This window comes from Streptomyces spinosus (genome assembly GCF_020400655.1).
In the GTDB taxonomy this organism is placed as follows: Bacteria; Actinomycetota; Actinomycetes; order Streptomycetales; family Streptomycetaceae; genus Streptomyces; species Streptomyces argyrophylli.
This window is the reverse complement of sequence record NZ_JAINRC010000035.1, coordinates 19739-43711: the sequence shown is the minus strand read 5'-3', so window position 1 is coordinate 43711 and position 23973 is coordinate 19739. Positions and strand designations below refer to the sequence as shown.

The 23973-nt window shown below is 71.5% G+C and carries 21 protein-coding genes and 1 pseudogene; 9 read left to right on the top strand and 13 right to left on the bottom strand.

Going from position 1 to position 23973, the window contains the following annotated elements; all coding sequences use genetic code 11:
- Positions 1–472: 472 nt before the first annotated feature.
- From LG395_RS39665 to LG395_RS39645, 5 genes and pseudogenes are all read right to left on the bottom strand, one after another.
- Positions 473–586: pseudogene (locus LG395_RS39665) on the bottom strand (Dyp-type peroxidase domain-containing protein); the annotation flags it as partial.
- 95 nt (positions 587–681) lie between these two features.
- Complete coding sequence (locus tag LG395_RS39660; protein WP_225814285.1) at positions 682–1566, bottom strand: SDR family oxidoreductase; 885 nt, start codon at positions 1564–1566, stop codon at positions 682–684.
- Positions 1567–1603: 37 nt separating this feature from the next.
- A complete protein-coding gene (locus tag LG395_RS39655; RefSeq protein ID WP_225814284.1) occupies positions 1604–2059 on the bottom strand; it encodes a VOC family protein in 456 nt (151 codons plus the stop codon).
- Between the two features lie 451 nt (positions 2060–2510).
- Positions 2511–3101, bottom strand: a complete 591-nt coding sequence (locus LG395_RS39650; protein WP_225814282.1) for a DUF308 domain-containing protein — start codon at positions 3099–3101, stop codon at positions 2511–2513.
- Between the two features lie 45 nt (positions 3102–3146).
- Positions 3147–4778, bottom strand: coding sequence for a tannase/feruloyl esterase family alpha/beta hydrolase (locus tag LG395_RS39645; RefSeq protein ID WP_225814281.1), 1632 nt, complete (start codon positions 4776–4778; stop codon positions 3147–3149).
- 491 nt (positions 4779–5269) lie between these two features.
- Here LG395_RS39645 and LG395_RS39640 point away from each other — a divergent pair, with 491 nt between their 5' ends.
- Positions 5270–5755, top strand: a complete 486-nt coding sequence (locus tag LG395_RS39640) for a DUF2975 domain-containing protein (RefSeq protein WP_225814279.1) — start codon at positions 5270–5272, stop codon at positions 5753–5755.
- The gene (locus LG395_RS39635) at positions 5755–5976 is read left to right on the top strand and encodes a helix-turn-helix domain-containing protein (RefSeq protein WP_225814277.1); all 222 of its coding nucleotides are present in this window, start codon (positions 5755–5757) and stop codon (positions 5974–5976) included. The genes LG395_RS39640 and LG395_RS39635 overlap by 1 nt, the downstream gene beginning before the upstream one ends.
- A 288-nt stretch (positions 5977–6264) precedes the next feature.
- Here the strand turns inward: LG395_RS39635 and LG395_RS39630 are convergent, their stop codons facing one another.
- The gene (locus LG395_RS39630) at positions 6265–6789 is read right to left on the bottom strand and encodes a winged helix-turn-helix transcriptional regulator (RefSeq protein WP_225814275.1); all 525 of its coding nucleotides are present in this window, start codon (positions 6787–6789) and stop codon (positions 6265–6267) included.
- Between the two features lie 103 nt (positions 6790–6892).
- On the opposite strand from LG395_RS39630, the gene LG395_RS39625 reads away from it, so the two are divergent.
- Positions 6893–7675 (top strand): SDR family oxidoreductase, encoded by a 783-nt coding sequence (locus LG395_RS39625; protein ID WP_225814273.1) that lies wholly within the window; start codon positions 6893–6895, stop codon positions 7673–7675.
- A gap of 22 nt (positions 7676–7697) precedes the next feature.
- Positions 7698–8078 carry a nuclear transport factor 2-like protein gene (locus tag LG395_RS39620; protein WP_225814271.1) on the top strand — a complete coding sequence of 127 codons (381 nt, stop codon included), beginning with the start codon at positions 7698–7700 and terminating at the stop codon, positions 8076–8078.
- Here the strand turns inward: LG395_RS39620 and LG395_RS39615 are convergent.
- The 4 genes from LG395_RS39615 to LG395_RS39600 all read right to left on the bottom strand — a co-directional run bounded on the left by LG395_RS39615 (position 8065) and on the right by LG395_RS39600 (position 12470).
- Complete coding sequence (locus tag LG395_RS39615) at positions 8065–8481, bottom strand: cupin domain-containing protein (protein ID WP_225814269.1); 417 nt, start codon at positions 8479–8481, stop codon at positions 8065–8067. The genes LG395_RS39620 and LG395_RS39615 overlap by 14 nt on opposite strands.
- Before the next feature lie 297 nt (positions 8482–8778).
- Positions 8779–11097 carry an ATP-binding SpoIIE family protein phosphatase gene (locus LG395_RS39610; RefSeq protein WP_225814267.1) on the bottom strand — a complete coding sequence of 773 codons (2319 nt, stop codon included), beginning with the start codon at positions 11095–11097 and terminating at the stop codon, positions 8779–8781.
- Between the two features lies 1 nt (position 11098).
- On the bottom strand, positions 11099–11800 hold the full coding sequence (locus LG395_RS39605; RefSeq protein WP_225814265.1) for a cytochrome b/b6 domain-containing protein: 702 nt from the start codon (positions 11798–11800) through the stop codon (positions 11099–11101).
- Positions 11748–12470, bottom strand: coding sequence for a molybdopterin-dependent oxidoreductase (locus LG395_RS39600; protein WP_225814263.1), 723 nt, complete (start codon positions 12468–12470; stop codon positions 11748–11750). Before LG395_RS39600 ends, LG395_RS39605 begins: the two co-directional genes overlap by 53 nt.
- Before the next feature lie 424 nt (positions 12471–12894).
- Between LG395_RS39600 and abc-f the strand changes: the two genes are divergently transcribed.
- From abc-f to LG395_RS39585, 3 genes are all read left to right on the top strand, one after another.
- Positions 12895–14529: a ribosomal protection-like ABC-F family protein gene (gene abc-f, locus LG395_RS39595; RefSeq protein ID WP_225814261.1), complete on the top strand. Its 1635-nt coding sequence runs from the start codon at positions 12895–12897 to the stop codon at positions 14527–14529.
- A 79-nt stretch (positions 14530–14608) separates the two neighbouring features.
- Positions 14609–16273 carry an ABC-F family ATP-binding cassette domain-containing protein gene (locus LG395_RS39590; RefSeq protein WP_225814259.1) on the top strand — a complete coding sequence of 555 codons (1665 nt, stop codon included), beginning with the start codon at positions 14609–14611 and terminating at the stop codon, positions 16271–16273.
- 203 nt (positions 16274–16476) lie between these two features.
- A complete protein-coding gene (locus tag LG395_RS39585; RefSeq protein WP_225814258.1) occupies positions 16477–17040 on the top strand; it encodes a CGNR zinc finger domain-containing protein in 564 nt (187 codons plus the stop codon).
- 135 nt (positions 17041–17175) lie between these two features.
- On the opposite strand, the gene LG395_RS39580 is transcribed toward LG395_RS39585, so the two are convergent.
- Both LG395_RS39580 and LG395_RS39575 read right to left on the bottom strand, forming a co-directional pair.
- On the bottom strand, positions 17176–17862 hold the full coding sequence (locus LG395_RS39580) for a hemerythrin domain-containing protein (protein WP_225814257.1): 687 nt from the start codon (positions 17860–17862) through the stop codon (positions 17176–17178).
- 388 nt (positions 17863–18250) lie between these two features.
- A complete protein-coding gene (locus LG395_RS39575; RefSeq protein WP_225814256.1) occupies positions 18251–18892 on the bottom strand; it encodes a hypothetical protein in 642 nt (213 codons plus the stop codon).
- 994 nt (positions 18893–19886) lie between these two features.
- Between LG395_RS39575 and LG395_RS39570 the strand changes: the two genes are divergently transcribed.
- Entirely contained in the window at positions 19887–21992 is a 2106-nt protein-coding gene (locus tag LG395_RS39570) for an AfsR/SARP family transcriptional regulator (protein WP_225814255.1), read from the top strand.
- A 430-nt stretch (positions 21993–22422) separates the two neighbouring features.
- Here the strand turns inward: LG395_RS39570 and LG395_RS39565 are convergent, their stop codons facing one another.
- Positions 22423–22941, bottom strand: a complete 519-nt coding sequence (locus LG395_RS39565) for a sigma-70 family RNA polymerase sigma factor (protein WP_225814254.1) — start codon at positions 22939–22941, stop codon at positions 22423–22425.
- A 556-nt stretch (positions 22942–23497) separates the two neighbouring features.
- Between LG395_RS39565 and LG395_RS39560 the strand changes: the two genes are divergently transcribed.
- Complete coding sequence (locus tag LG395_RS39560; RefSeq protein WP_225814252.1) at positions 23498–23935, top strand: cupin domain-containing protein; 438 nt, start codon at positions 23498–23500, stop codon at positions 23933–23935.
- Positions 23936–23973: the final 38 nt, after the last annotated feature.

The window sequence follows — 23973 nt, the reverse complement described above, 5'->3', positions numbered from 1 at the left end:
TACAGCTCCGACCACAAAAACCCGTCCGCGACGTGGAACGCCGCTCAGGTACGAAGGGACGGGATGTGGGCCACATCGGACGCGGGGCTGGGCACCGTCCGGCCCCGCGTGTCATCGCGGTTGCCGACGACGTCGACCGCCTCCAAGGGGGCATCGAACTCGTTGCTCTCGTCCTCCGTGGCGCATCATGTCCTCTGCCGCGCACGAGGCGCTGCCCGGCTCACAGCGGACGTGCAGGCAGTCCACCAGGGCGTCCGACGCCTGGTCAGCTGCTCCGAGGTCACGCCCCGGAAGCGGATCCGGGCTCGGCTGTCGGCCCGCTGCACCGGACTCCCCACCGCGGTGGACCGGCTCATCCGCACGTCCGGTTCGCCGCCCGTGCCCACGCTCGCGTTCGTCTTGTTGCGCTCGAGTCGGGAGATGAAGCTGGGAGACACACCGATCTGGCCGGCCATGGCCCGGAGGGAGTGTTTTCCGTGGCGAGCGCGAAGCACAGGTCCAGCCTCGAAGCGCGGATGGGGAACAGCAGGTCGCCGGGCGTGGCCACGGCCCGGTGCACAGGACCGTTCGGTTCCCGGAAAGGATGCGCCTGGCCGGACGTGGTCCGGCGCTGATCGCGTGAAAGCCGCTGTCACTCAGCACGCCCTGGGAGGCGGCAGTCGCAGTCCAGCCCTCTGTACTTCATTCTCGGCAACAGCCTTCGTCTGACGGTCCGTGAGGGGGTCTATGGGCGCAGTCGGGTGACTCACCGCCTCCAGGCCACTCGGCGCTCTCCCGCCCAGGTCGGCTGGCGCACCATTCGCGGTAGCTCGTCCGCGCGACGAAGGCATCCACACCTGGCAGAAGGTCCGTGGGTCGAAGACGCGCACCGAAGAAGGGGCTGCGGACGTCCGTGAGGACATGGCGGTGCTCGGCATGCACGGTGGTCAGGGCGGTACGCACGAACGCGTCCAGCCTGAACTTTTCAGGGCCGGCGATCTCACGCACGCCGATCAGAGGCCGGGACACGGCGGTATGCGCAAGCAGGATGGCCACGTCGGTCAGAGACACCGGGCGCACTTCGACCGGCGGCACCCAGACGATCCAGTCTTCGGTGCCTGCGGTCGCTATGTCCTCGGCCGACTCGAACATCTGCGTAGAACGCACTATGGAGTAGGGGATACCGGACCGCTGGACCATGGTTTCGTGTGCCTGGAGGGCTCGGAAGGCGCCCTCACTTCCTATACGTTCCACACCTACCACGGACAGGGAGACATGGTGTTCGACACCGGCGGCCGTCTCGGCCTGGAGGAGGGCGCTGGTGGAACGTCGCCATGCCGCGACGAGGGCCTCCTCGTCCATGACGAGGCCGTGATCGTCGGTGATGATCCCGGTGTTCGGGGACGGCTGGCGAGAGAGGTCGATCACGACTGAACAATGGCGCAGGGACTCGGCGATCTCTTCTCCTGTGAGCGAGCCAAGACCCCCTGGTGCCGAGACCAGGTCGACCTCGTGCCCGTGATCCCTGACCCAGAGAGCGGTCTCGGCGCCGATGAGCCCACCGTCGTCGAACACAACGACCTTCATCCGGACACTCCCCTATGGACGGGACGCGTAACGGTGCTCAACTGGACTCTTCCGGGGTGGACGCGTGGATTCCCGTCAGCAGACCGGTGGACTGACCCACTTCGATGAGGTAGCCGTCGGGGTCACGGAAGTAGCAGCGCAGCTCGGATCCGCGGTCAACGGGCTCGGTGAGGAAGTCGGCGCCGTTCGCGACGGCATGCGCGTGGAAGGCGACGATGTCGGCCACTCGCACATTGAGGAAACTGGAAACACGCTCACCATCTCGTGGTGCCTCCAGTGTGACCCCTGGCTTGTCGGGGGTGGGACCGCCACCGGGGTTCATGATGATCCAGGTGTTGGCGACCTTGACGATCGCCGGATTCTCCTCCATCACGACCTCGCCGCCGAAGACGTCGGCGTAGAAGCGCCGGGACACCGCGACATCGCGCACCGTCAGGAAGTGCGTGAGAAGGAGGCCTTGCTGCGGTGCGGGGAGATCCCCGTGAGCTGTCATCGTCCGTCATCCCTTCATGGGCCCGGGTAGCCGAAGGTGTGACCGGACAGACATCCGGTCTGTGACACCAGCGGGCGTCCGTGACGAGGGTCTGAGAAACAGACGGCCTCCGCGCACGGGGGCGGCCCGCGGCTCCGGCCTGCGGAGGCCGGTGCCGCGGCACCACGGGGGCGACGATGTCACAGCCGGGGTGCTTGGAAGCCCCAGTGGCGGACGATCCGGGGGCGACGTCAGTCAAACCTGTTGCTCTACGTACCACTACTCGATGTCGGCTCTCCGGCCCTCGCCGAGTCCGGGCACACGAGCGGCGCATTCGGCCGCGCAGTCCTGGGCGGCCCGGCGGTGGGCTTCCCAGTACAGGGAGTCCTCCAGGTCCGTCAGACCGCGCAGGACGGGAAAGTCCCGGCCCGCGCCACGGGGCGCGGGCCGGGACGGCACCGGTCGGGGCCGGTCAGACGGTCCGGGTGCGCAGTTGGCGGGCCTTCCAGCCCAGCAGCAGGGCCTGGAGGATGAACCAGACCCCGCCGCCCGTGGCGTACACGGACAGCACGTCGAGCGAGGGACTGTCGCCCGCGGCCTGGACGTTGTAGAAGAAGCCGACCAGGAAGGACAGTCCGCCCGAGATCAGGGTCGGCCACTGCCTGCCCAGCTCGGGACCGCGCCGCCGCAGTCCGACGACCACCTGGGCGGCACCGGAGACGACGGCCCAGGCACCGAACACGTGGAGCACCGGTGCGACACCGCCGGCCCCGGCGATGCCGACCGCGAGGGCGGCCACGGTGCTGAGCACCCCGTTGAACGCGGTCACCCGGCGCTCGGGACCGTCAGGGGTGGCGCGGTAGTCGATCAGCGAGGACACCGCGTCGATCAGCGGGTAGACGACGAGCAGGGTGATGGCCACGGCGTCGACGTTCTCGTGGGCTCCGGCGAACGCCAGGGCCCATGCCACGGCCAGCACGCCGCGGCCCAGGTACAGCCTCAGCAGGGAGGAACGTCCGTCCGCCGCCGTCGGGTTCGACGGTGCCGCTGTCTGCGTGCTCATGAGGGAGGGTGCCTTTCTCGTGTGGTCAGGTGGTCGGCGGCCGGGTCAGTGCCGGGACGGCAGGACGCAGCGGAAGCTGGAGGCGGCGGCCGGGTCGCCGTGGCCGTCGTAGCGGGACACCGACGGGTAGCTGCACAGATCGCGGGTGACGGTCTTGTGCTCGGCGTTGACCAGGGTGGCGGGCAGCGTCCTGGGGGCCTTGCCCTTCTCGACCCAGGTGCGCAGCGCGCCGAGGTCGTCGGTGGCGGCACCGCTGCCGTTGTTCAGGCCGCAGTGCGCGGTGCCCGGGGCGAGGAAGAGACGGTAGAAGTCGTCGACCTTCTTGGTTCCGCCCAGCTTCTGCTCGACCCGCTCGCGGTACTTCACGGTGCCCTGGTCGGGAATGTACTGGTCGGCCCGGCCGTGCCAGGTCAGCAGCTTGCCGCCGGACTCGCGGAAGGCGGACAGGTCCGGGTCGTCGGTGCCGATGATCTTGTCGTACTCGGCCTCGGACTGCTCGAACAGCCGCGTGAACCGGCTGTAGGTGATCTTCGTGAGGTCGAAGGACGGGTCCTTCTCCAGCCAGGTCCGGACCCAGGCGGCGGGCACCGGGAAGGGGGCGCCCTTGACGACGCCGTTCGCGTCCGGCGGGGTGACGCCGGCCAGGGCCGACAGGTCGGCGCCGATCGGGACGCCGGACCACAGCTTCCTGCCCGACGTGGTGCGCGGGCCGTCCCAGATCTTGCGGACCACGGCCGCGTCGGCCGCCGTGATGGTCAGCTCCCTGCCGTCGCACACCACCTTGGTGCCGATCAGCCGGCGGGGGTCGAAGTCGCACCGGGCCGGGTCGTTGACCAGGCCGTCCTTGACGCCGTCGAGCGGGTCGCAGGCCTTGACGGCGGCGTCGGTGAAGGCCGAGAACTCACAGGAGGTCGGGTAGGTCTTCTCGTTGTTCATGACCACCTGCGGCCACAGGGTGGCGACCTCGAACTCGTCCCAGTTGACGGCGGGCGCGTTGGCGAGGATGCCGTCGTAGTCGTCGGGGTGGCGCTGGGCCTCCATGTAGCCCTGGCGTCCGCCGGTGGAGCAGCCGTTGAAGTACGCGTAGGAGGCGGGCCTGTTGTAGAAGCCGTCGATGACGTCCTTCGCGACGACCGCGGCCTCGTGCTCGGAGCGGCTGGCGAAGTTCTTCAGCAGGGCCTTGTCGACCTTGCCCCCGTCGGTCAGGGCCCAGCCGGTGTCGATGTAGGTGCCGACGCCGGCGTCGGTGGTCGCTGCGGCGTAACCGTTCTTGACCGCGGCGGCCAGGCCCGCGCCGTAGTCGCCGGCGGCGTAGGCCGAGCCGCCGAGCGTCTGGAGGCGGCCGTTCCAGCCCTGCTGCGGGAGCCAGACGCGCACCTTGGCGTGGTCGCCCTGACCCGGGTGGGTCAGCGTCACCGTCACGTCGCAGAACGCCGGTACGTCGGGGATCTGCGCCCCGGGCAGCGGGGTGACCGGGGGCACGTCCACGGTGCCCGCAGCGTGGCCGACCACGGTCACGCTCTCCACCTTGGTTCCGGCCGGGGCCTTCACGGGCAGCGACCGGCAGCCGAGCGGCGCGGAGGCGGTGTTCGCCGGCTCCGCCGACGCGGTCGGCACCCACAGCGCGGCGGCCAGCGGCACACCGGCGGCGAGGGCAGTCAGAAGTGTGCGTCTCATTGGTTTCCATCCCGGAAGTAGGTGTGCGCCTCACCGCGGCGACACAGGTGCACGTCACATGAGCTGAACAGGGCCGGAGCCGGCGGGCCTGCGCGGGCGAACGTCCGCACGCGCGCCTCCGCGACCTCGGTACGCGGCCCGAGGCGGTCTCGGGCGTCGAAGACTGAGCCAGACAGTATCACCGGTTTAACCGGTGACGACAGAGGGCGGGTCACATGTCTCGCGACCACATGCCGTACGACCGCGGGACACATCACCCCACAGCCGCGGGCGCCCCCTCGGCCCGCGCTCTCACTCTGGCCGGGCGTACCCCGGCCGGACCACAGTCAGTTGACGGTCCGTGATCCGGGTTCGGTGCGGGCACCCGCCGAGGCGCTGTTGGGTCATTCGACGGTCGGGTGGGCGGGCCTCCGTCCAGCTCTCCGTGCCGGCCGTTGCCCTACCTATCGATATTCGATAGATTTCCATCGCAAATCGATGGAAGGATGGGCATGGGAAAGCTGACGGTGCGTGCACTGCGAGCGGTGCTGGTGGCGGTGCTCGCCGGCACCGTGTTCGTACAGGCGTTGATGGTGTGGGCCTTGGCCACCGACAAGGAGGGCGGGTCGCTCCCGCTGACGCCGCTGCGCCTGATCACGATCCTGGGCATGGTGACGGCCCAGGTCGCCCTGGGCTGCGTATGGCGGCTGGTGACGATGGTCCGGCGTGGAACCGTGTTCTCCCACGCCGCCTTCCGATACGTGGACGGCGTGATCGGCGCGATCGTGGCGGCTGCCCTCGTGTGGTTCGCGGTCACCGCCCTCAACGCGCCGGGCCAGCGGGACGACCCGGGCGTCACCCTCATCATGGGCGGGATCGGCGTGGCCATCCTGGGCGTCGCGCTCATCGTGCTCGTGTTGCGGATGCTGCTCGCCCAGGCCGTCGCGCGCGACGTCGAAGCGGCACGGATGCGGGCCGAGTTGGACGAGGTGATCTGATGCCGATCGTCGTCGACATCGACGTCATGCTGGCCCGGCGGAAGATGTCCGTGGGCGAGCTCGCGGACCGCGTGGGGATCACGCCCGCCAACCTGGCGGTACTCAAGAACGGCCGCGCCAAGGCGGTACGGTTCGCGACGCTCGCGGCGCTCTGCGAGGTGCTCGAGTGTCAGCCGGGCGACCTGTTGCGCTGGGAGGCCGAGGACGTCGTGGACGGATGAGCCCTGCCTGCCCACGCGTCGTCGCGGGCCGCACCGGTCCTCGACGGCTCCGCGGGCATCCCGGGACCGTACCCCGCCGGGTCGTGGACCCGCCGCAGTGCCTGGCCGGGGCGGCCGGAGCCACGGGCCGCGAGACTCGTCCGCTCGCCGCCCCCGACCGCTCCGGCCGGCCTTCCGGCCCACCTCGACGCAGAACCGGCTCGCGAGAAGACCGACGCCGTCCCTCGCTCCGGGGTCTAGGCCCGGCCGAAGGTGCCCGCGGTTCGGTGCGTACGACGACGCCGGGGCTCAGGTGTGCGGTCCGGTCGTCGGCTCACGCCGGTCACGTCCGAGTTCGGCGTACCGGGCCCGCATGCCCGGCCCGGCGGCCGGACCCGCGGCGAAGACGAACGCCTCACTGTCGTCCAGCCTCCGACCGGTGCGCGCGTCCACGACGACCGGCTCGGCCTCCTCACCGGTCGCGGCGTCGACCAGGACCATCGACCGCTCCTCCGGCGCCAGGTGCTGGTTGCCCCAGGCCGCCAGGGCGACGATCACAGGGCGCAGGGAGCGTCCGCGCTCGGTGAGTACGTACTCGTGGCGCAACGGGTTCGTCTGGTAGGGCCGCCGTTCCAGCAGACCGTCCGCGACCAGGGTCTTCAGGCGCGCGGTGAGCATGCTCGTGGAGATGTTGAGGCTCTGCTGGAACTGGTCGAACCGCGTGTACCCGTCGAAGGCGTCGTGGAGGATCAACAGCGTCCACCACTCGCCCACGTGCTGCACGGTGGTCGACAGCGGACACTCGCGGTCCTCCAGCCTGATCCGGCTCGCCATGGTGGCACCCTCCCGAGTCACTGCTAAAGTGAAAGTCACTAGCTTCTATTCTAGCAGTGAGTAGGGGTGTGCCTTCGGCCTGCCCCGGAAACGGACACGCACCATGCCTCCTGTCATCGACGCGTCACTCGAAGGCCGCCGCGCCCTGGTCACCGGCGGCAGCAAGGGCACGGGAGCGGCGATCGCCGCACGTCTCCGGGCGGCGGGGGCGACCGTGCTGGTCACCGCCCGCACCCGGCCTGCCGATCTGGCCGAGGAGGAGTTCGTCGGCGCCGATCTGACCACGCCTGAGGGTGCCGAGCTGGTCGCGGACGAGACGCGGCGGCGGCTGGGCGGTGTGGACGTCCTGGTCCACACTCTGGGCGGTTCGGCCGCGCCCTCCGGCGGCTTCCAGGTGCTGACGGAGGAGGTCTGGCAGCAGGAGCTGAATGCGAACCTGCTCGCCGCGGTCCGCCTGGACCGGGCACTGATCCCCGGCATGCTCGCGCAGGGCCGTGGGGCCGTCGTCCACGTCTCCTCCATCCAGCGCCGCATGCCCCTGTGGGACGGCACGCTGGGCTACGCGGCGGCCAAGGGCGCGCTCACCACCTACAGCAAGGGCCTGGCCAACCAGGTCGCACCGCTTGGCGTACGCGTCAACACCGTCTCGCCCGGCTTCATCCGCACCGAGGCGGCGGACGCCCTCGTCGACCGCCTCGCCGAGCGGACCGGCGACCGGGAGTCCGCCCTCGCGTCCCTGATGGACTCCCTCGGCGGCATCCCCCTCGGCCGACCCAACGAGCCGGAGGAAGTAGCCGAGTTGGTGGCGTTCCTCGTCTCCGACCGCGCGTCGGCCATCGTCGGCGCCGAGTACGTCATCGACGGCGGCACCGTCCCCGCCCTCTGAACCCCGCAACGCTTCGGAACCCATGGAAAGCGAGACAGCCATGACCGACTCGTCCTCCTCCACGCCGGTGGACCGCGACCGCTTGCCCGAGGTGATCCGCCGGTACCTCGCGGTGCACAACGCGGGAGAGGCGTCGGCGTCGGCGGCGCTCATGACGCCGGACGCCCAGGTCATCGACGACGGAAAGACGTACGACGGCCTGCCCGCCATCGAAGGGTGGCTCGACCGCGCCGCCTCGGAGTACACGTACACCACCACCTATCTGGGGGCGGCGCGGTCCGGACCGGACCGCTGGACCGTGACCCAGCGGCTCGACGGCGACTTTCCCGGCGGCACGGTCGACCTGCGCTACGACTTCGTGCTCGACGGTGGGCTGATCAGCCGGCTGGTCATCGCTCCCTGACGGATGGCGGATCGCGGGACTGGTCCGGCGGTTCGGCGGGTCTGGTCAGCGGTCCGGGCCTGTCACCGGTGTTGAGGACCCCTGCGGGTTCGAGCAGCAGGACGGCCGTTTCCTCCTCGGCCACCGGGCAGTGCTCGACCCCGCGGGGCACCACGAACAACTCACCCGGCATCAGGACGACGTCGCCGGTCTCCCTGAGCCGGATGGTGAGGCGCCCGCTGAGGACAAGGAACAGCTCGTCGGTGTCCTCGTGCGTGTGCCAGACGAACTCGCCCTTCAGCTTGGCGAGCTTGACTTCGTAGTCGTTCAGATCGGCGATCTTCTTCTGCGTCCACAGCTCGCTGAACTGCGAGAGCTTGTGCGCCAGGTTGATGGCGGTCGTCGGCCCGCTCATGTTGTCCATGCTGCGAGCGTGCCCGAGCGGGACGCGTCCGGTCTTGTACGTTTCTGACACGAGCCGGCGGACCGGCGGCCGCGGACCCGGGTCAGTGCCCGGCGTCCCCGGTCGCCGGGATCACCGAGGTCCTCCACGGCCACTTCGCCGACCACGCCCGGCGGTTGTGGCAATCCGCACCGAACCCGGAAGGCCTCCACCGGTGCAAGCACCCGGCACGCGCGTCATCAACGTCCCGGGACAGCACACCTAGGGCCCCTCTCGTGGGGATCGTGCTGGGCTCGCGCCTGATCCGAACGGAAGACCCTAGGCGCCGGGGATGTCCATCTCCAGCCAGACCGTCTTGCCCCGGCCGCTCGGAGAGGTGTGCCAGGTGTGCGCCAACGCGTCGACCAGGTACAGGCCGCGGCCGTGTTCCGCCCGTGCGCTGCCCTCCTCGGTGAGCGAGTAGGCGGTGGGCACGGGCGGGTCGCTGTCCGAGTCCCGCACCTCGAGACGGACCCGGTGACCGGACGCCCGCAGCCGTACGTCCACATCGCTGCCCGCGTGGATGAGCGCGTTGGTCACCAGTTCCGAGGTGATGAGCTCCAGGTCGTCCGACAGATCGGCCAGACCCCACTCGTACAGGCACTCGTGCACGAAGCCGCGGGCCTCCCTGACCGCCCGCAGATCACGCCGGTGGACGTGGAAACGCGCGGTCCGGGGCGCGGCGGAGTCGTCCGCTCCCTCGTAGCGGGCCAGCAGCAGCGCGGCGTCGTCGCGCCGGCCGGGCGTGCCCGCCAGCAGGCGGTCCGCCAGGGTCTCCAGGTCGGTACCCGCCCCGCCGGCACCCAGGCGGGCGCCGATGTCGTCGCGATCCGGTTCGTGCACTCCGTCCGAGTAGAGCACCAGCACGGCTCCGGGCGGCAGCGTGTGCTCCTGGGAGCGGTAGGGGGTGCGTCCGTGCAGTCCGAGCGGCACGTTGGCCGGTGCCCACAGCGGACGGACGGTGCCGTCGGACAGCCGGACGAGCGGCGCCGGATGTCCGGCCAGCGCCACCTCGGCCACTCCCGTCCCGGTGTCCACGGCCACCACGCAGCAGGTGGCGAGCAGGTCGGTGCCCAGCCGGGGCAGCAGCCGGTCGGTGCGTTCCAGCAGCGCCGCCGGCCCGTGGCCCTCGGTGGCGTAGGCGGCCACCGAGGTGCGCAACTGGCCCATGACGGCGGCGCTCTCCAGCGTGTGGCCCTCGACGTCCCCGATGACCAGCATCACGCGGTCGTCCGGCATGGTGATCACGTCGTACCAGTCGCCGCCCGCCTCGCTCGCGGCCTGGGCCGGCCGGTACCGGGCCGTGGTGGGCAGACGGGGCGCCTCGGGGAGGTCGGCGGGCAGCAGCCGCCGTTGCATGCCCTCGGCGAGCATCTGCCGTGCGGCGCCGAGCTGGATGCGCTGGACCGCCGCGCCCAGCAGTCCGGCCATCATGGTCAGCACGGCCCGCTCCTCGGGCGGGAACGTCCGCGGCCCGTCGAACGACAGGCAGCAGACCCCGACGACCGGGGCGGTACCGGTCATCGGCAGATCGACCACGTGCCGGCTGCCGACCAGCGGCAGGTAGGAGGCGGCGTGCCGCCCGTCGCCGGGCACACCGCTCGATTGATGCCCGGGGCCGGCGTCCGGGACACGGCCCGCGGCCGGCGCGCCGGCGGAACCCGGGACGAACAGCGCCCGCCCCCGCATCGCCCGCGCGGCGGGCGTGCCCGCGTGCAGAGCGCCGCCGTGCAGCTCGCCCACCAGGTCCGCGGAGTCCCCGCTGTGGCCGAGGACCCACAGCCGGCCCTCGGCGGCCGAGGTCAGTGCCAGCGCTCGGGCGCGCATCGGGGCCATGACGCAGAACTCCGCCACCCCGACGACGTCCTCCATGGTGGTCGCCCGGTTCAGCATTTCCGTCATCCGTTGAAGTGCGTACAGCAGGGTCATCCCCGCGGAGCCGGGCACACCCGGCACACCCCGGACGGCGACCTGCTCCCCGGCCGCGGCCGGCGGTTCGGTGCCGAACACCGGCACCAGCACGGGCAGGCTCCCGGGCGTGATCATGGCGCCGCGAGCGTGGAGAGCGGCCAGCAGGACGGCCAGCCGGTCGCCGATCCGGGCGAGCTCCCGGCGGTCCGTGCCGCCGTAGTCCCCGCTGTCCTCGGTGCGCAGCACGGTCAGCGATCCGAAACGGCGCCCTTCCGCCTCCAGGGCGACGGAGGCGACGGTGTAGGGGTAGGCCAGCGCCCCGCTCTCCGGTTCGGCGAGCGGATCCGGTTCGGCCAGGAACGCCAGGCGCTGCCCGGCGAGGGCGCGCGCGGAGGCGTAGGGGGAGTCGAGCTTCATGCGGCCGGGGAGCGTGAGCATGGACGGCGGGCTGCCGCCGATCATGGCGGCGCGCAGTTCGCTGCCGTCGGGGGTCAGCAGGTACACGGCGGCCGTGACGGCGTGCAGACGGTGGGCGGCCTGGTGCACGGCACGGTGCAGCAGCGCCGTCAGCTCGTCCCCGAGCACTCCGGCGGATCCAGGCCCCCGGCCGTCCGGGGACCCGGCGTCTGGAGCGCTGCGGTCGTCCATGAACCCTTCCGGCCAGAGCCACCCCTTCTCGGGGGACATGTCACACCTTGTCCGCTTCCTCGGTTTCACCGGTCACGGTACCCATCCGTTCCTCCTTCAGCCACCGGGAGTGGTACCGCTCGGCCCAGGACCGGCTGACGTATCCGGTGCGCATGCCGAGCCTCGCCTCCGGATCCTCGAACGCCCGGCGCATGTGTCCGAGGAGTACGAAGGTGATGGCCCAGGCCAGGAGGTCGTGGACGAAGATCGCGCTGGTGCGGGAGATGAAGGGCAGCAGCCCCATGAACCACATCAGCAGGCCGGTGGACATCATCACCAGCACGGCGCCGGCGATCCAGCCCGCGTAGATCTTCTGGCCCGCGTTGAACTTGCCGGCCGGCCGCGCCTCGGGCCACTTCCGGCGCTTGCGCACGGCCCGCAACCACTGCCGGTCGTACACGGCGAAACGGTTCAGCCTGCGCAGGTCCGCGCGGAAGTCGGCGGAGAGGAGTCCGAGCAGGGAGGGAACCGGCAGGGAGATGCCCGACCACTCGTGCAGCGTGACCATCAGGTGGCGCCGCCCCACGAGCTGGGCCAGCGGCCCGAGGTACAGGCAGGCGGCGGTGACGAGACACACGAGCATCAGGTAGCCGGTGGCCCGGTGGACCATGCGCTCGGCGGTGCTGAACCGGCGCACACGGCCGGGCGGGTCAGGCCGCGTCGCCGTGCCGGTCGGCGTCGTCGAGCCAGCCGTCGACTGCATAACCGCGTTCCTCCCAGTAGCCGGGAACGACCTTGTCGGTGACCGAGATGCCGGACAGCCACTTGGCCGACTTGTAGAAGTACATGGGAGCCACGTAGAGGCGGACCGGTCCCCCGTGCTCGTGGGTGATGGGCTTGTCCTGCATGTTCAGCGCCACCAGGACGTCCGAGCGGCGGGCCTGTTCCAGGGTGAGGCTCTCGGTGTAGGCGCCGTCGAAACAGGTGAAGCGGACCGCCGCGCCCGGGGAGCGCACCCCGGCCGCGTCCAGGATGTCCGCCAGCTTCACCCCCTCGAAGGGTGTCTTGTCCACCCGCCACCCGTCCGTGCACAGCACGTCGTGGACGACCCGGGTCTGCGGCATCGCGCGCAGTTCGTCGAGCGTGTAGGTCTTCGGCTTCTCCACCAGACCGTCGACCTTGAGTGCGTAGTTCGTCGCGTCCTTGTGCGGCACCGAGCCGACGACGCTGTAGTACCGGAAACCGCCCGGGTTGGGCAGCAGTCCGGTCAGGCCCGTGGCGTCGACCTGGGAGGCGGCGCCGAGGACCCCCTCCCAGCCACGCTGGAGATAGGGCGCGGCGGCGAGCCCGGCGGCTCCCGCTCCGAGCATGCCCAGCATCGCCCGCCGTCCCACCGGTGCGCCCCCGGCCCCGCGCTTCGGCTTTCCTGCCATGGTCAGTGTGCTCCTTAGAGGTGGCGACGATCCCGGCGAGCTGCGGCCGGACGGAGGCACCGGTCCGGGCGGGCCCACACGTGTGAACACGGTCGGCCGCTCCCGACACCGTCACCTGTTGAACTGGTGACGATAGTGACACGGCCGTCCGGGACTGTCAACGGACGGGCACATATGTGTGAACCCTCACTCAGGGGAATCGGCGGACGTCCCCCTGCTACACTTGCGGCGACGTTGACCGTGTATCGAGGAGTCGCAGACGTGGTGGGTGAAGACGACATCTCCGGGTGAGATCCGGATCTGACGGCCACCGGCCGGTGCTCAGGAGCGCCGCCGAGGTGGTCTGTCTCGTCGTACCCATTTTCCCACGTCTGCCCAGGGCAGAGGTCCACGCTCTGCCCTCAGTACCTCTGAGGTCGCCTCCATGTCCGACGCCGCCGTCGTCTGCTCGAACCTGTCCTTCGCCTGGCCCGACGACACCCCCGTCTTCCACGACCTGTCCTTCACCGTGACCACCGGCCGCACGGGCCTCGTCGCTCCCAACGGCTCCGGCAAGAGCACCCTGCTCAAGCTGATCGCCGGGGAGCTCAAGCCCGCCACCGGCTCGATCTCCGTGGCCGGCACGCTCGGCTACCTCCCCCAGAGCCTGCCCCTGACCGGCGACCTCACCGTCGCCGAGGTGCTCGGCGTCGCCGCGGTGATCCGCGCCATCGACGCCGTCGAATCCGGTGACGTGAGCGAGGAGCACTTCACCACCATCGGCGACGACTGGGACATCGAGGAGCGCACCCGCGCCCAGCTCGACCGCCTGGGCCTCGCCGACCTCACCCTGGATCGCAGCCTGAGCACGCTCAGCGGCGGCCAGGTCGTCTCCCTCGGCCTCGCCGCCCAGCTGCTCAAGCGCCCCGACGTGCTGCTGCTCGACGAGCCGACCAACAACCTCGACGTGGAGGCCCGGCACAAGCTCTACGACGTGCTCGGAGACTTCAACGGCTGCCTGCTGCTCGTCAGCCACGACCGCGCGCTGCTCGACCGCATGGAACGCATCGCCGAACTCGGCAGCGACGAACTGCGCTTCTACGGCGGCAACTTCACCGAGTACGAGGAGGCCGTGCGCGCCGAGCAGGAGGTCGCCGAGAAGAACGTCCGCAACGCCGAGGCGGAGCTGAAGCGGGAGAAGCGGGAGATGCAGCAGGCCCGCGAGCGCGCCGAACGCCGCGCGAGCAACGCCGCCAAGAACCTCAAGAACGCCGGTCTGCCGAAGATCTTCGCCGGCAACATGAAGCGCGGCGCGCAGGAGGCCGCGGGCAAGGCCGGCACGATGCACGCCTCCCGGGTCAGCGAGGCCAAGGCCCGCCTCGACGAGGCGGGACGCGCGCTGCGCGACGAGCAGCGCCTCACCCTGGAACTGCCCGACACCCAGGTGCCCGCCGGACGCAACCTCTTCCTCGGCGAGGCGATGCAGGTCCACCACGCGGGCAAGGCCGTGTTCGCCGACGGCGGTGTCGACCTGACCGTCCGCGGCCCCGAGCGCATCGCGCTGACCGGTCCCAACGGCGCGGGCAAGACCACACTGCTGCGGCTGATCACCGGCGACCTGGCCCCGGACAGCGGGGAGATCAAGCGCAACGACGGCCGCATCGCCTACCTCTCGCAGCGCCTGGACCTGCTGGACCTGGACCGCACCGTGGCGGAGAACTTCGCCGGGTTCGCCCCCGAGCGGCCCGAGGCGGAGCGGATGAACCTGCTCGCCCGCTTCCTCTTCCGCGGCGCTAGGGCCCACCTGCCGGTCGGCGTCCTGTCCGGCGGCGAACGGCTGCGCGCCACCCTGGCCTGCGTGCTGTGCGCCGAACCGGCCCCCCACCTGCTCCTGCTCGACGAGCCGACCAACAACCTCGACCTCGTCAGCGCCGGACAGCTGGAGAGCGCGCTCAACTCCTACCAGGGCGCCTTCATGGTGGTCAGCCACGACGAGCGGTTCCTCGCCGAGATCGGGGTGAACCGCTGGCTGCGGCTGGCCGACGGGGCGCTCAAGGAGACCGGGGCCCCGGCGGTGTGAGCCGCCGGCGTGTGACGTGGCCCGCGTCCGAGGCCGTGTGCCCGGCGGGCCGACCACCGATCACGTTGGACGGTTCCCCGTGCCCCAACCCGCCCTGCTCGCCCATGACATCGTCCGCGCCCTCGGCGGCCGTCGCGTCCTCGACGGCGTCTGTCTGACCGCCTCTCCCGGCCACCGCATCGGCCTGATCGGGGAGAACGGCGTCGGCAAGTCCACCCTGCTGCGGGTGCTGGCCGGCGTCGACGAACCCGACGCGGGCAGCGTCACGCGCCCCGGCGACCTCGGCTTCCTGCACCAGGAGATGCCCTTCGACGCGGGCTCGACCATCGCCGCGGTGCTCGACGAGGCACTGCGCGAGGCCCGCGAGGACCTCGCTGAGCTCGAGCGGCTCGGCGAGGAGCTGGCCCGCGTCCCGGAGGACGATCCCGGCCATGCCGAACTCCTCCAGACCTACGGCCGGCGGCTGGAACAGGCCCAGGACCGCGAGTCCTGGGACGCCGACCGCCGCGCGGCCCTGGTGCTGGACGGCCTGGGCCTCGGCTCGCTCGGGCACGAGCGCACGCTCGGCTCGCTGTCCGGCGGGCAGCGCGGGCGGCTGGCCCTGGCCGCGCTGCTCGTGCGCAGGCCGTCGGCGCTGCTGCTGGACGAGCCCACCAACCACCTCGACGACACGGCGGCCGCGTTCCTGGAGGAGCAGGTCCGCGGACTGCCCGGAACCGTGGTCGTCGCCAGTCACGACCGGGCCTTCCTCGACGCGGTCTGCACCGACCTGATCGACCTCGACCCCGCGGTCGACGGCCCGGTCCGCTACGGCGGCACCTACAGCGCCTACCTGGCGGAGAAGCGCGCCGAACGGGAGCGCTGGGAACGGCGCTACGCCGAGGAGCAGGAGGAGCTGGAGGCACTGCGGCAGTCGGCGGGTGTGACCGCGCACCGGGTCGCACCGGACCGGGGCCGCACCGACAACGAGAAGATGGGCTACGGCCACCGGGCCGGCCGGGTGCAGAACCAGATCTCCCGCCGGGTGCGCAACGCCACCCGCCGGCTGGAGGAGCTGGAGCGCACCCGGGTCGCCGAGCCGCCCCGGCCGCTGCGGTTCGCGGCCGGGGAACTGGCCGCCCGCACGGAGGAGAGCCCCCAGCCGCTGGTGTCCCTGCGTGACGTACGGGTGCCCGGCCGGCTCGCGCTGGACGCGCTGGACGTCTCGCCGACCGACCGGCTGCTGGTCACCGGCGGCAACGGCGCGGGCAAGTCGACCCTGCTCGCCGTGCTCGCCGGACAGCTGCCGGCCGAGGGAGAGGTGCGCAGGCGGCGCCGGCTCACGGTCGGCCTGCTCACCCAGGACACCGTCTTCGACCGGCCCGAACGCACGGTCCGCGACACGTATGAGCTGTCGCTGGGCCCGACGCGCGCCGAGAAGGTGCCGCTGGGCTCGCTCGGTCTCCTGCACGAGGCGGACCTGGACAAACCCGTTGGCGGGCTGTCCGTGGGGCAGCGCCGGCGGCTCGCGCTGGCCCTCCTGGTGGCCCGCCCGCCGCACCTGCTGCTGCTCGACGAACCCACCAACCACCTGTCCCCCACCCTGTGCGACGAACTGGAGGCCGCGCTCGGCACCGGCCCCGGCGCGATCGTCCTGGCCAGCCACGACCGCTGGCTGCGACGCCGGTGGCAGGGCCGCGAGATCCACCTTGAACCGGGAAGCGGACAGGGGAAGAACACGGTGACGACCGGTTCCGGGGACTGAACCGGGGGCACCTTGGGGGGGCGGGGGTGCCTTGCGGGGGCGCCCCGGTGCCCGCCACCGCGACCCGGTGCTTCCCGACCGCTCCAGGTGTCTGTGATCGCGAATCTTCTGTACGGTGACCACCGAACCCCCGTTCCGAGCGGCACCGCCTGGAACGGTGACGCTTCTTGCGCTCCATGGCAGTCACCTGTCAAGATGGTGATGTGAACCTTGACCATGTCTTCGTATGCGGGCACCCGGCGCTCGACTTCGCGGCCACCCTCCGCGCCCGGCGCTCGACCCGGTTCGAGATGTTCGTGACACCGGAGCGGCTGAACGCCTGGTACCTGGAGTCCGGACTCGTGGACACGATCACACCGGGCGACGAGGAAGACGTCCGGCAGGCGACGACCGTGCGCGAGGCCATCTACCGCCTCGTCACCAACCGCCGGCTCGGCGACGAGTTCGACCGCGAGGCACTCGCCGTGGTCAACGGCGCCGCGCGCGAGACCCCGGTGACGCCGCAGCTCACCATGGCCGGACGGCACAACGAGGCGACCCCCGGGCAGGCCCTGGCGACCGTCGCGCGGCAGGCCGTCGAACTGCTCAGCGGCCCGGACGTGCCCCTGATGAAGGAGTGCGGCAACCCCGAGTGCACACGCATCTACATCGACCGCTCCCGGGGCATGCGGCGCCAGTGGTGCGGCATGGAGTCCTGCGGCAACAAGATCAAGGCGGCCGCCTACCGCGCACGGAAGAAGACCGCGCCCGCCATGCCCGTCCGCTGACCTGCCGAACCAGGCCCAGCGCAGCCGGCCCCGGCCCCGGCCCCGGCCCCGGCCCCGGCCCCCGGGGACGCGTACCCGCACCGCCCGCACCCAGCGGACGCGAACCCGGCGGACGCGAACCCGGAGGGCTCCCGTTCAGTCGGCCGCCAGCGCCCTGAGCGTCCTGCGGAACCTGCCCGCCGGCACCCCCCGGGTCCAGCGCACGGACGGCGGGAGGCCGGCGTACAGCCGGTCCCGGCCCGCAAGCGGCTCCGGGTGCTCCAGGAGACCGAGGACCAGATGCGGTGCGCCGTGCGGGACGGCGTCGGCCAGCGCCTCGCGCAGCCGTACGACGTCCTCGTCCGGGATGACGGGGGCCAGCACCCTGAGCAGCGGCTCCTCCTCGCCGAGGCGCGCGGCCAGCAGGTCCTGGGCCCGGTGCGAGGCGAGCGTGCCCTCCCGCATCGCGTGCCCCCAGCTCACCGACCCGCCGACCCGGCGCTCCTCGGCGATCCGCGCGATCACGCTCTCCAGTTCGTCGAGCGCCTCTGCCAGCGCGTCGGCGTCCTCGGCCGGCCGGTCGATTCGGCGGACCCTCTCGGGGAACCGCTCCCGCAGCGCCGGCCAGAACAGCTCGTCCTTGCCACGGTGGACACGGCGCACGAAGTCGACGAACCACTGCACGGTCGCCACCAGCGTCTTCGTGTCGACGGCCGCACCGCCCGCCAGCCGCGTGAAGGACTCGGCGACGAGCTGCGCGCCCCGGGTCACGACGCCGTTCACGGCGCACAGTTCCTCGAAGAGACGGGTGCCTTCCTTGGCAGGCACCTGCGTGGCGCACATCCGTAGACCTTTCTCGCCAGAGAGCCGGGCCCCGGGCAGGCGTGCCACCCACCCACCTGTGCGGGTCGCTGCACATGATCACCGGACCGGCCGAGCACGGAACGTACCACAGAGACACGTGTCAGGAGATCCTGTGGAGGAGAAGTGTTCCGGCGCTCGTTCCGTGGCATGTGCTTCGGTCCGCTGGATTTGAAACACCGGCGGCCCCGAGGGGGGACTCGGGACCGCCGGCACGGGGACGGTCATCCGTCCGCCAGGGGGGATGGACAACCCCCCAGCAGGCCCGCCCCGGCCCCACCGTCCGCGTGTCCGACGGCGTGGCCTTTCAACTGGACAACGGGCCCGGCGCCGAGAAGGTTCAGCGACCGCCCGAGGGATCCGGGGCACCTCACAGGTACAGGGCGCGATGGCTGCGGTAGGCGAACGCGTCCCCGGAGCTGAGGATGGTCACGATGTCCTCGCAGTAGCGCCGGTACTCCGTCTCCTCCTCGGCCGGCAGGATCACGGAGCCGGTCCCGGCCCGGCCCGCGACCTGCCGCAAGGCGCCCAGGAGCCGCTGCGGCGGCGGGAGCAGCAACACCTCCATGACGCGCCGGAAGACGTCGACGAGGGTGTCCTTCCGCTCGGAGCGGTCGGCACCCGCTTCGGTGTCCGCGTGGCCAGCCACGGCCTGCCGGGTCCTGCCGGCCGCGGCGAACAGGTCGAGGCAGGCCGTCAGGTGCCCGAGGTCGGCCGCGTCGACCTCGATCGGGTAGAGACTCGTCAGCTGGGTGCCGCCCGCGCCGTAGAGGGTGTACCCGGCCGGCTCGCCCGGTGCCTGTCCGGCGGACGTGTCCGTGGCGTGCCACTGGGACCACAGCGGCAGTTTCAGCAGCACCTGCACCCAGCTGTCGTAGGCATCCGCGATGATCCGTTCGTCGTCGGACTCCCGGTCCGCGCTGTGGAGCAGGTAGAGCCGGCGGAGGAGCGGCTCCTCGAGGCTCTCGAACTTCGCGAAGAACACAGGGTCGTCGGGGACCAGCACGTACATGGGGGCTTTTCCTCTCACCGGCGTGACGACGCGTGAAGGCGAGCCGTCGGCCGGACCGGCAGGCCGGCGCAGCGGGCGCCCGTGGCGGCCCCGCAGCCGTGGAAGCCTGTTATGAGGACGGACGGCGCAGGATTCGGCATGTTTCACCTGCCGTCCCCGCACCGTCGGCGTCCCGGCTCGCTCGGCGCCCGGCGGACGTGTACACGTGTACCTCCGTGTGCGTGGGCACGTGTACACGGGTGGGCGGTGCGGCCCTGGTACCTCCGGTTGTCACCCGACCATGATCCATCATGCCGCACGGATCCACACCCCCACGGACGCTCCATGGTGTCCCCCGCGCGTTCCGTCACCACCTTGATCGGTGACGCACTGAAGAGGATGATGAATTCCGTCCCCACGTCCCCATTGACACCGTCAGTCGAGGCGCACATGCCGGTCACACACGCCCAGGGCCCGGTCCCGCGCGGCGGAGACCGGCGCTCGACAGGCCGAGGCACGCACTCCTATCGTCATGTGACGCATCGGAGACCCGGACGGCGCCGGAACGGCAAGTCGGCAGACTGATCCGCCTACGGCCACCGGCTGCCATGCTTGACCCCGTGAGCCCCGCCCCGGAACGGACGGACTGGCCGGACACCATGGCCTGTAGTACAGTCGGGGCGCTAAATGGACTTTGGAGTCCACTTACGGGCGTGCCGTGGCGGAAACGTCTCCGCACTCCCGTGCCGCGGCACGGCGGACAGTCGGGGCAGCACCGTCCCCGCAACGAACACGTCGACCCGGCAGTGGTGGGTTCCGGACACACCCGTCCCGTGCGCCCATCCCCTGCCCGTTCCCACCGGGGTGCCATGACATGTCTGACATCGTCCCGCGCATGCCGGGAACCACCTCGCGGCGGACGGCCCGGTCCCGGACCCGAGCGACGGCCCCGCCGGACGGGCGACCAACGGCACGACGTGAGAATGACGAGGCCAGCGGCGAGATGGACGCGACAGTGCGCTACTCAATCCTCGGCACCGTCCGGGCATCGCGTGGCGACACCGAGATCGACCTGGGCCCCCCGAAGAGACTCGCCCTGCTCGCCCTGCTGCTGCTGCGCGCCCCCGGCCCGCTCACGGTGGGCGAAGCCGTGGACATCCTGTGGGACGACGAACCACCCGCCAGCGCCGTCAACGTGGTGCACCGGCACATCGGCGCGCTGCGCAGAACACTCGAACCGGAACTCCGCAGCAGGACGCACGCGACACACCTCGTGCGCGCCGCCGACGGATACCGCCTGCTCGTCGACACCTCGACCTCGGATCTGCTGCACTTCCGTGACCTGCGTGCCCAGGCACAGCTCGCGCTCAGGAGCGGCGCGCCGGCGCGGGCCGCACAGCACTTCATGGAAGCGCTGCGGCTCTGGCGCGGTCCGACCGTGGCCGCCGGCACCCGTGTGGCCCGGCACCCGGTGTTCACGTCGGTGGGCCACGAGTTCGTGGCGACGGTGAAGGAGGCGGCCGACGCCGTCCTCACGGCGGAGCCCGCCCTGACCGAAGAAGTGCTGACGATGCTGCGCCGCGCCGTCGAGAGCCACCCCTTCGACGAGGCCCTGCACTGCCGCGTCATCGCCGCGCTGGCCGCCAGCGGCCGGCAGGCCGCGGCCCTGGAGCAGTTCGAGCACATCCGCCGGGGGCTGGCCGACGAACTGGGCGTCGAACCCGGACCCGAACTGCGCGCCGCCCAGCAGCACCTGCTCCAGCGCCGGATCGCCGCCGGTACGGACCATCCGGCGCCCCGGCCCGTGGGCGTCGCCAAGCCGGCCCAGTTGCCCGCGGACTGCCTGTCCTTCGCCGGCCGCGAGCAGGCGCTGGGCCAGTGCCTGGAACTGCTCCCGCTGGAGGGTGAGAGCCGGCCGCCCACGATGACCGCGGCCGTCTGCGGCATGGCGGGCGTGGGCAAGACGACGCTGGCCGTGCACTGGGGCCACCTGGTGGCCGACCACTTCCCCGACGGCCAGATCTACGTCGACCTCCAGGGCCACCACCCGTCCCAGGGTCCCCTGGAACCGGGCGCGGCCATCGCCGAGGTCCTCGAGGCACTCGGCGTGCAGCACCACCAGTCGTACCCGAGTGCCGCCGCCCTCGGCTCCGCCTACCGCAGCGCCCTGGCCGGACGCCGGCTGCTGCTCCTCCTGGACGACGCGGTGGACTGCGAGCAGGTACGGCCGCTCCTGCCCGCCACGCCGGGGTGCCTCGCGATCGTCACGAGCCGCCGGCGGCTGGAGGGCCTCGCCGTCACCGACAACGCCCGGATCATCACACTCGACCCCATGACCCGGCAGGAAGGTCTCGAACTGCTCGACCGGCGGCTGGGCACGGACCGGACCCGTGCCGAGCGGGCCGCCGCGGAGGAGCTGGTGGAGTTGTGCGGCGGGCTGCCGCTGGCGCTGGCCGTCGTCGGCGCCCGTGCCCTGACGCAGCCGCGGTTCCCGCTGGCCTCGCTCACGGCCGGACTGCGTGACACGGCCGACAGCCTCGACGCCCTGTCCAGCCGGGACGCCCGCACGAGCACCCGCGACGCCTTCCACCGCTCCTACGACGCTCTCGGCAGCAGCGCCGCACGCCTGTTCCGGCTGCTCGGCCTGCACCCCTCGCGGGACATCGCCCTGCCGGCCGCCGCCAGCATGGCCGGCACCGATCTGCGCAGGACCCGGCAGGACGTGGCCGAGCTGATGGACCACCACCTCCTCGTCGAGCTGGTCGCCGGGCGGTACACCTGTCACGAACTGCTGCGCGCCTACGCCGCGGAACTCAGCTCCCTGCTGGACTCGCCGAGCGCCCGGTCGGAAGCGGTCGCCCGCATGGTCGAGCACTACCTGTACAGCGCCGAGGCCGCCACGGCGCTGCTCGCACCGCACCGCAGCACCGTGATCCTGCCGCCGCCGCGACCGGGTGTCCGTCCCCAGCGTTTCGAGGGACGCGCGGACGCCGCCGAGTGGATCGTCGCCGAGCGGTACCTGCTGCCCGAACTCGCCCGCTCGCTGAGTCACCACCCGAGGGGCGACGCCTTCCGGCGGCAACTGACCTCGGCACTGGAGACGTGCGTCGAGGAGGAGTAGGGGCCGCGACCGGTCCCACGGGGACGGTCCGCCGCACGACGTCCACGGCGGCGGCCCCCCGCCGGCCGCGACCGGGGCCGGAGGCCGCACGCCCAGGCGGCGGACCGCTCCCCGGGAACCCTGCGCCACCTCCGCCCACGCCTCGTGTGGGCCGCGCTCAGAACGACACCTCGCTCACCGGCGCGCCGTGCGGTCCGCGTCGTCCGGCGCGTGGTGCCGGAGCTCCCGTCGTAAGGGCGCGTGGTGCCGGAGCTCCCCTCGTAAGGGCGCGGACGCGGAGACCGCCCCGCGCCGACGCCCTCTCTCCGGGCCCGGCGGCACCACCGCGTCGGTCACGGGGTCCTCGCCCGGCCTGCCGTGTGTTCCACGCGGCCTCTCCCCGCCGAGACCTCGTGGCCCGTGGGCGGTCCCGACGCGAAGACAACGATGTCTAAGCGGCCTCCGGCCGGACGACGGCGCGCAGCTTGCGCAGGGCGTTGTGCTGACGGCTCTTGACCGTGCCGGCCGGCACGCCGAGGATGCCGGCGGTTTCCTGGATGGTGCGGTCACACAGGTAGATGTGGACCAGCACAGCCCGGTGCTCGGGAGACAGCCGGCGCAGCAGCGGCTTGACGACCAGGGCGTCGTGCACCGCCTCGGTGCCGTCGGTACCCGACACGGGGTCGTTGTAGTTGTCTCCGATGACTTCCCTTCGGGCATGGGGTTTGCGCACCCAGTCGATGACCAGGTGCCGGGTCACGGTGAAGAGCCAGCCGCGGACCGATCCCTCCATCCCCACCAGGCGGTCGATGTTCCGCCAGGCCCGGATGATGGTCTCCTGGACGATGTCCTCGGCCAGTCCGTGGTCACCCAGCATCTTCTCGGCGTACGAGACGAGGCCGTCCCGGTGTTCCCTCATGATCGTGCCGAGCAGCTCGGACCGGGACATAGCCGTGAGGGGCGTAGCCATAGTGTTCTGAACCATCCTGGTTCTCTTCGTGCGGCGACCGGGGGCCGGATGTAACCCCCGCTTTCGCACTGTAGGCAGCGGCGAGTGCCAGAAATCTGCCGCATTTGTGTCGTCGCAGTGCCGTGTCGCCGTCCGACCGGCACATGTGGGCGCACACCGTCCGCGGCGGAGGGGAGAACCCCGTCTCACCAGGTGGTTTTCTGCTCCGCCGGGTTATTCCCGGTCTTAACAGGATCTAAACATGTCCGAACGGTGAGTTATATGTCACGTGCGTCACGCCGCCTTGACTCTCGGGACGACGCGGCGCCCAAGGTAAACACATGTGATCGTCGTGGGGCAATGGGGTGGAGAGTGTGGTGGCCCGGGCGGCTCACGCCACGGGTGTGACACCGTCGGCCCGGCACGCGACGCGCGCGAGCACGGTAGGGACCCCAGGGCCACCTGTGCCGACGGCGCCGGTCACCCACGCGTGTTCCAACGAGACGGCGCGCCGGCCCGACCGGCCACGCCGGCCCCTGCCGGCGCGCTGCGGACCCACCTGAAAGGTTTGACGCACATGCGCAAGAACCTGCTGCGCCTGGGAGTGACCACGGCCGTGGCCGTCGGCCTCTCCCTCGGCGCGGGCACCGCGTTCGCCACACCGGCCGGTCCCGGTGTGAAGGGCACGGTCATCTCCCGGACGACGTTCGGCGGGAAGGACTACGTCCTCCGGCAGATCACCGTCCCCCCGGGCCAGAGCACGGGCTGGCACTATCACGACGGGACCGTCTACGGCCTCGTCCAGCACGGCACCCTGAGCCACTTCGCCTCCGACTGCGCCTCCGACGGCGTGTACCGCGCCGGCAGCAGCATCACGGAGCCGTCCGGCGCCGACCACGTGCACCTCGGCCGCAACCTCGGCACGACCGACGTCGTCCTCGACGTGCTCTACGTCCTGCCGCACGGCGCCCCGCTGTCCGAGGACGCCCCCAACCCGGGCTGCGACTTCCAGTAGGCGCCCCCGCACCCTCCCGGGGCACGAAGAGACCGCCA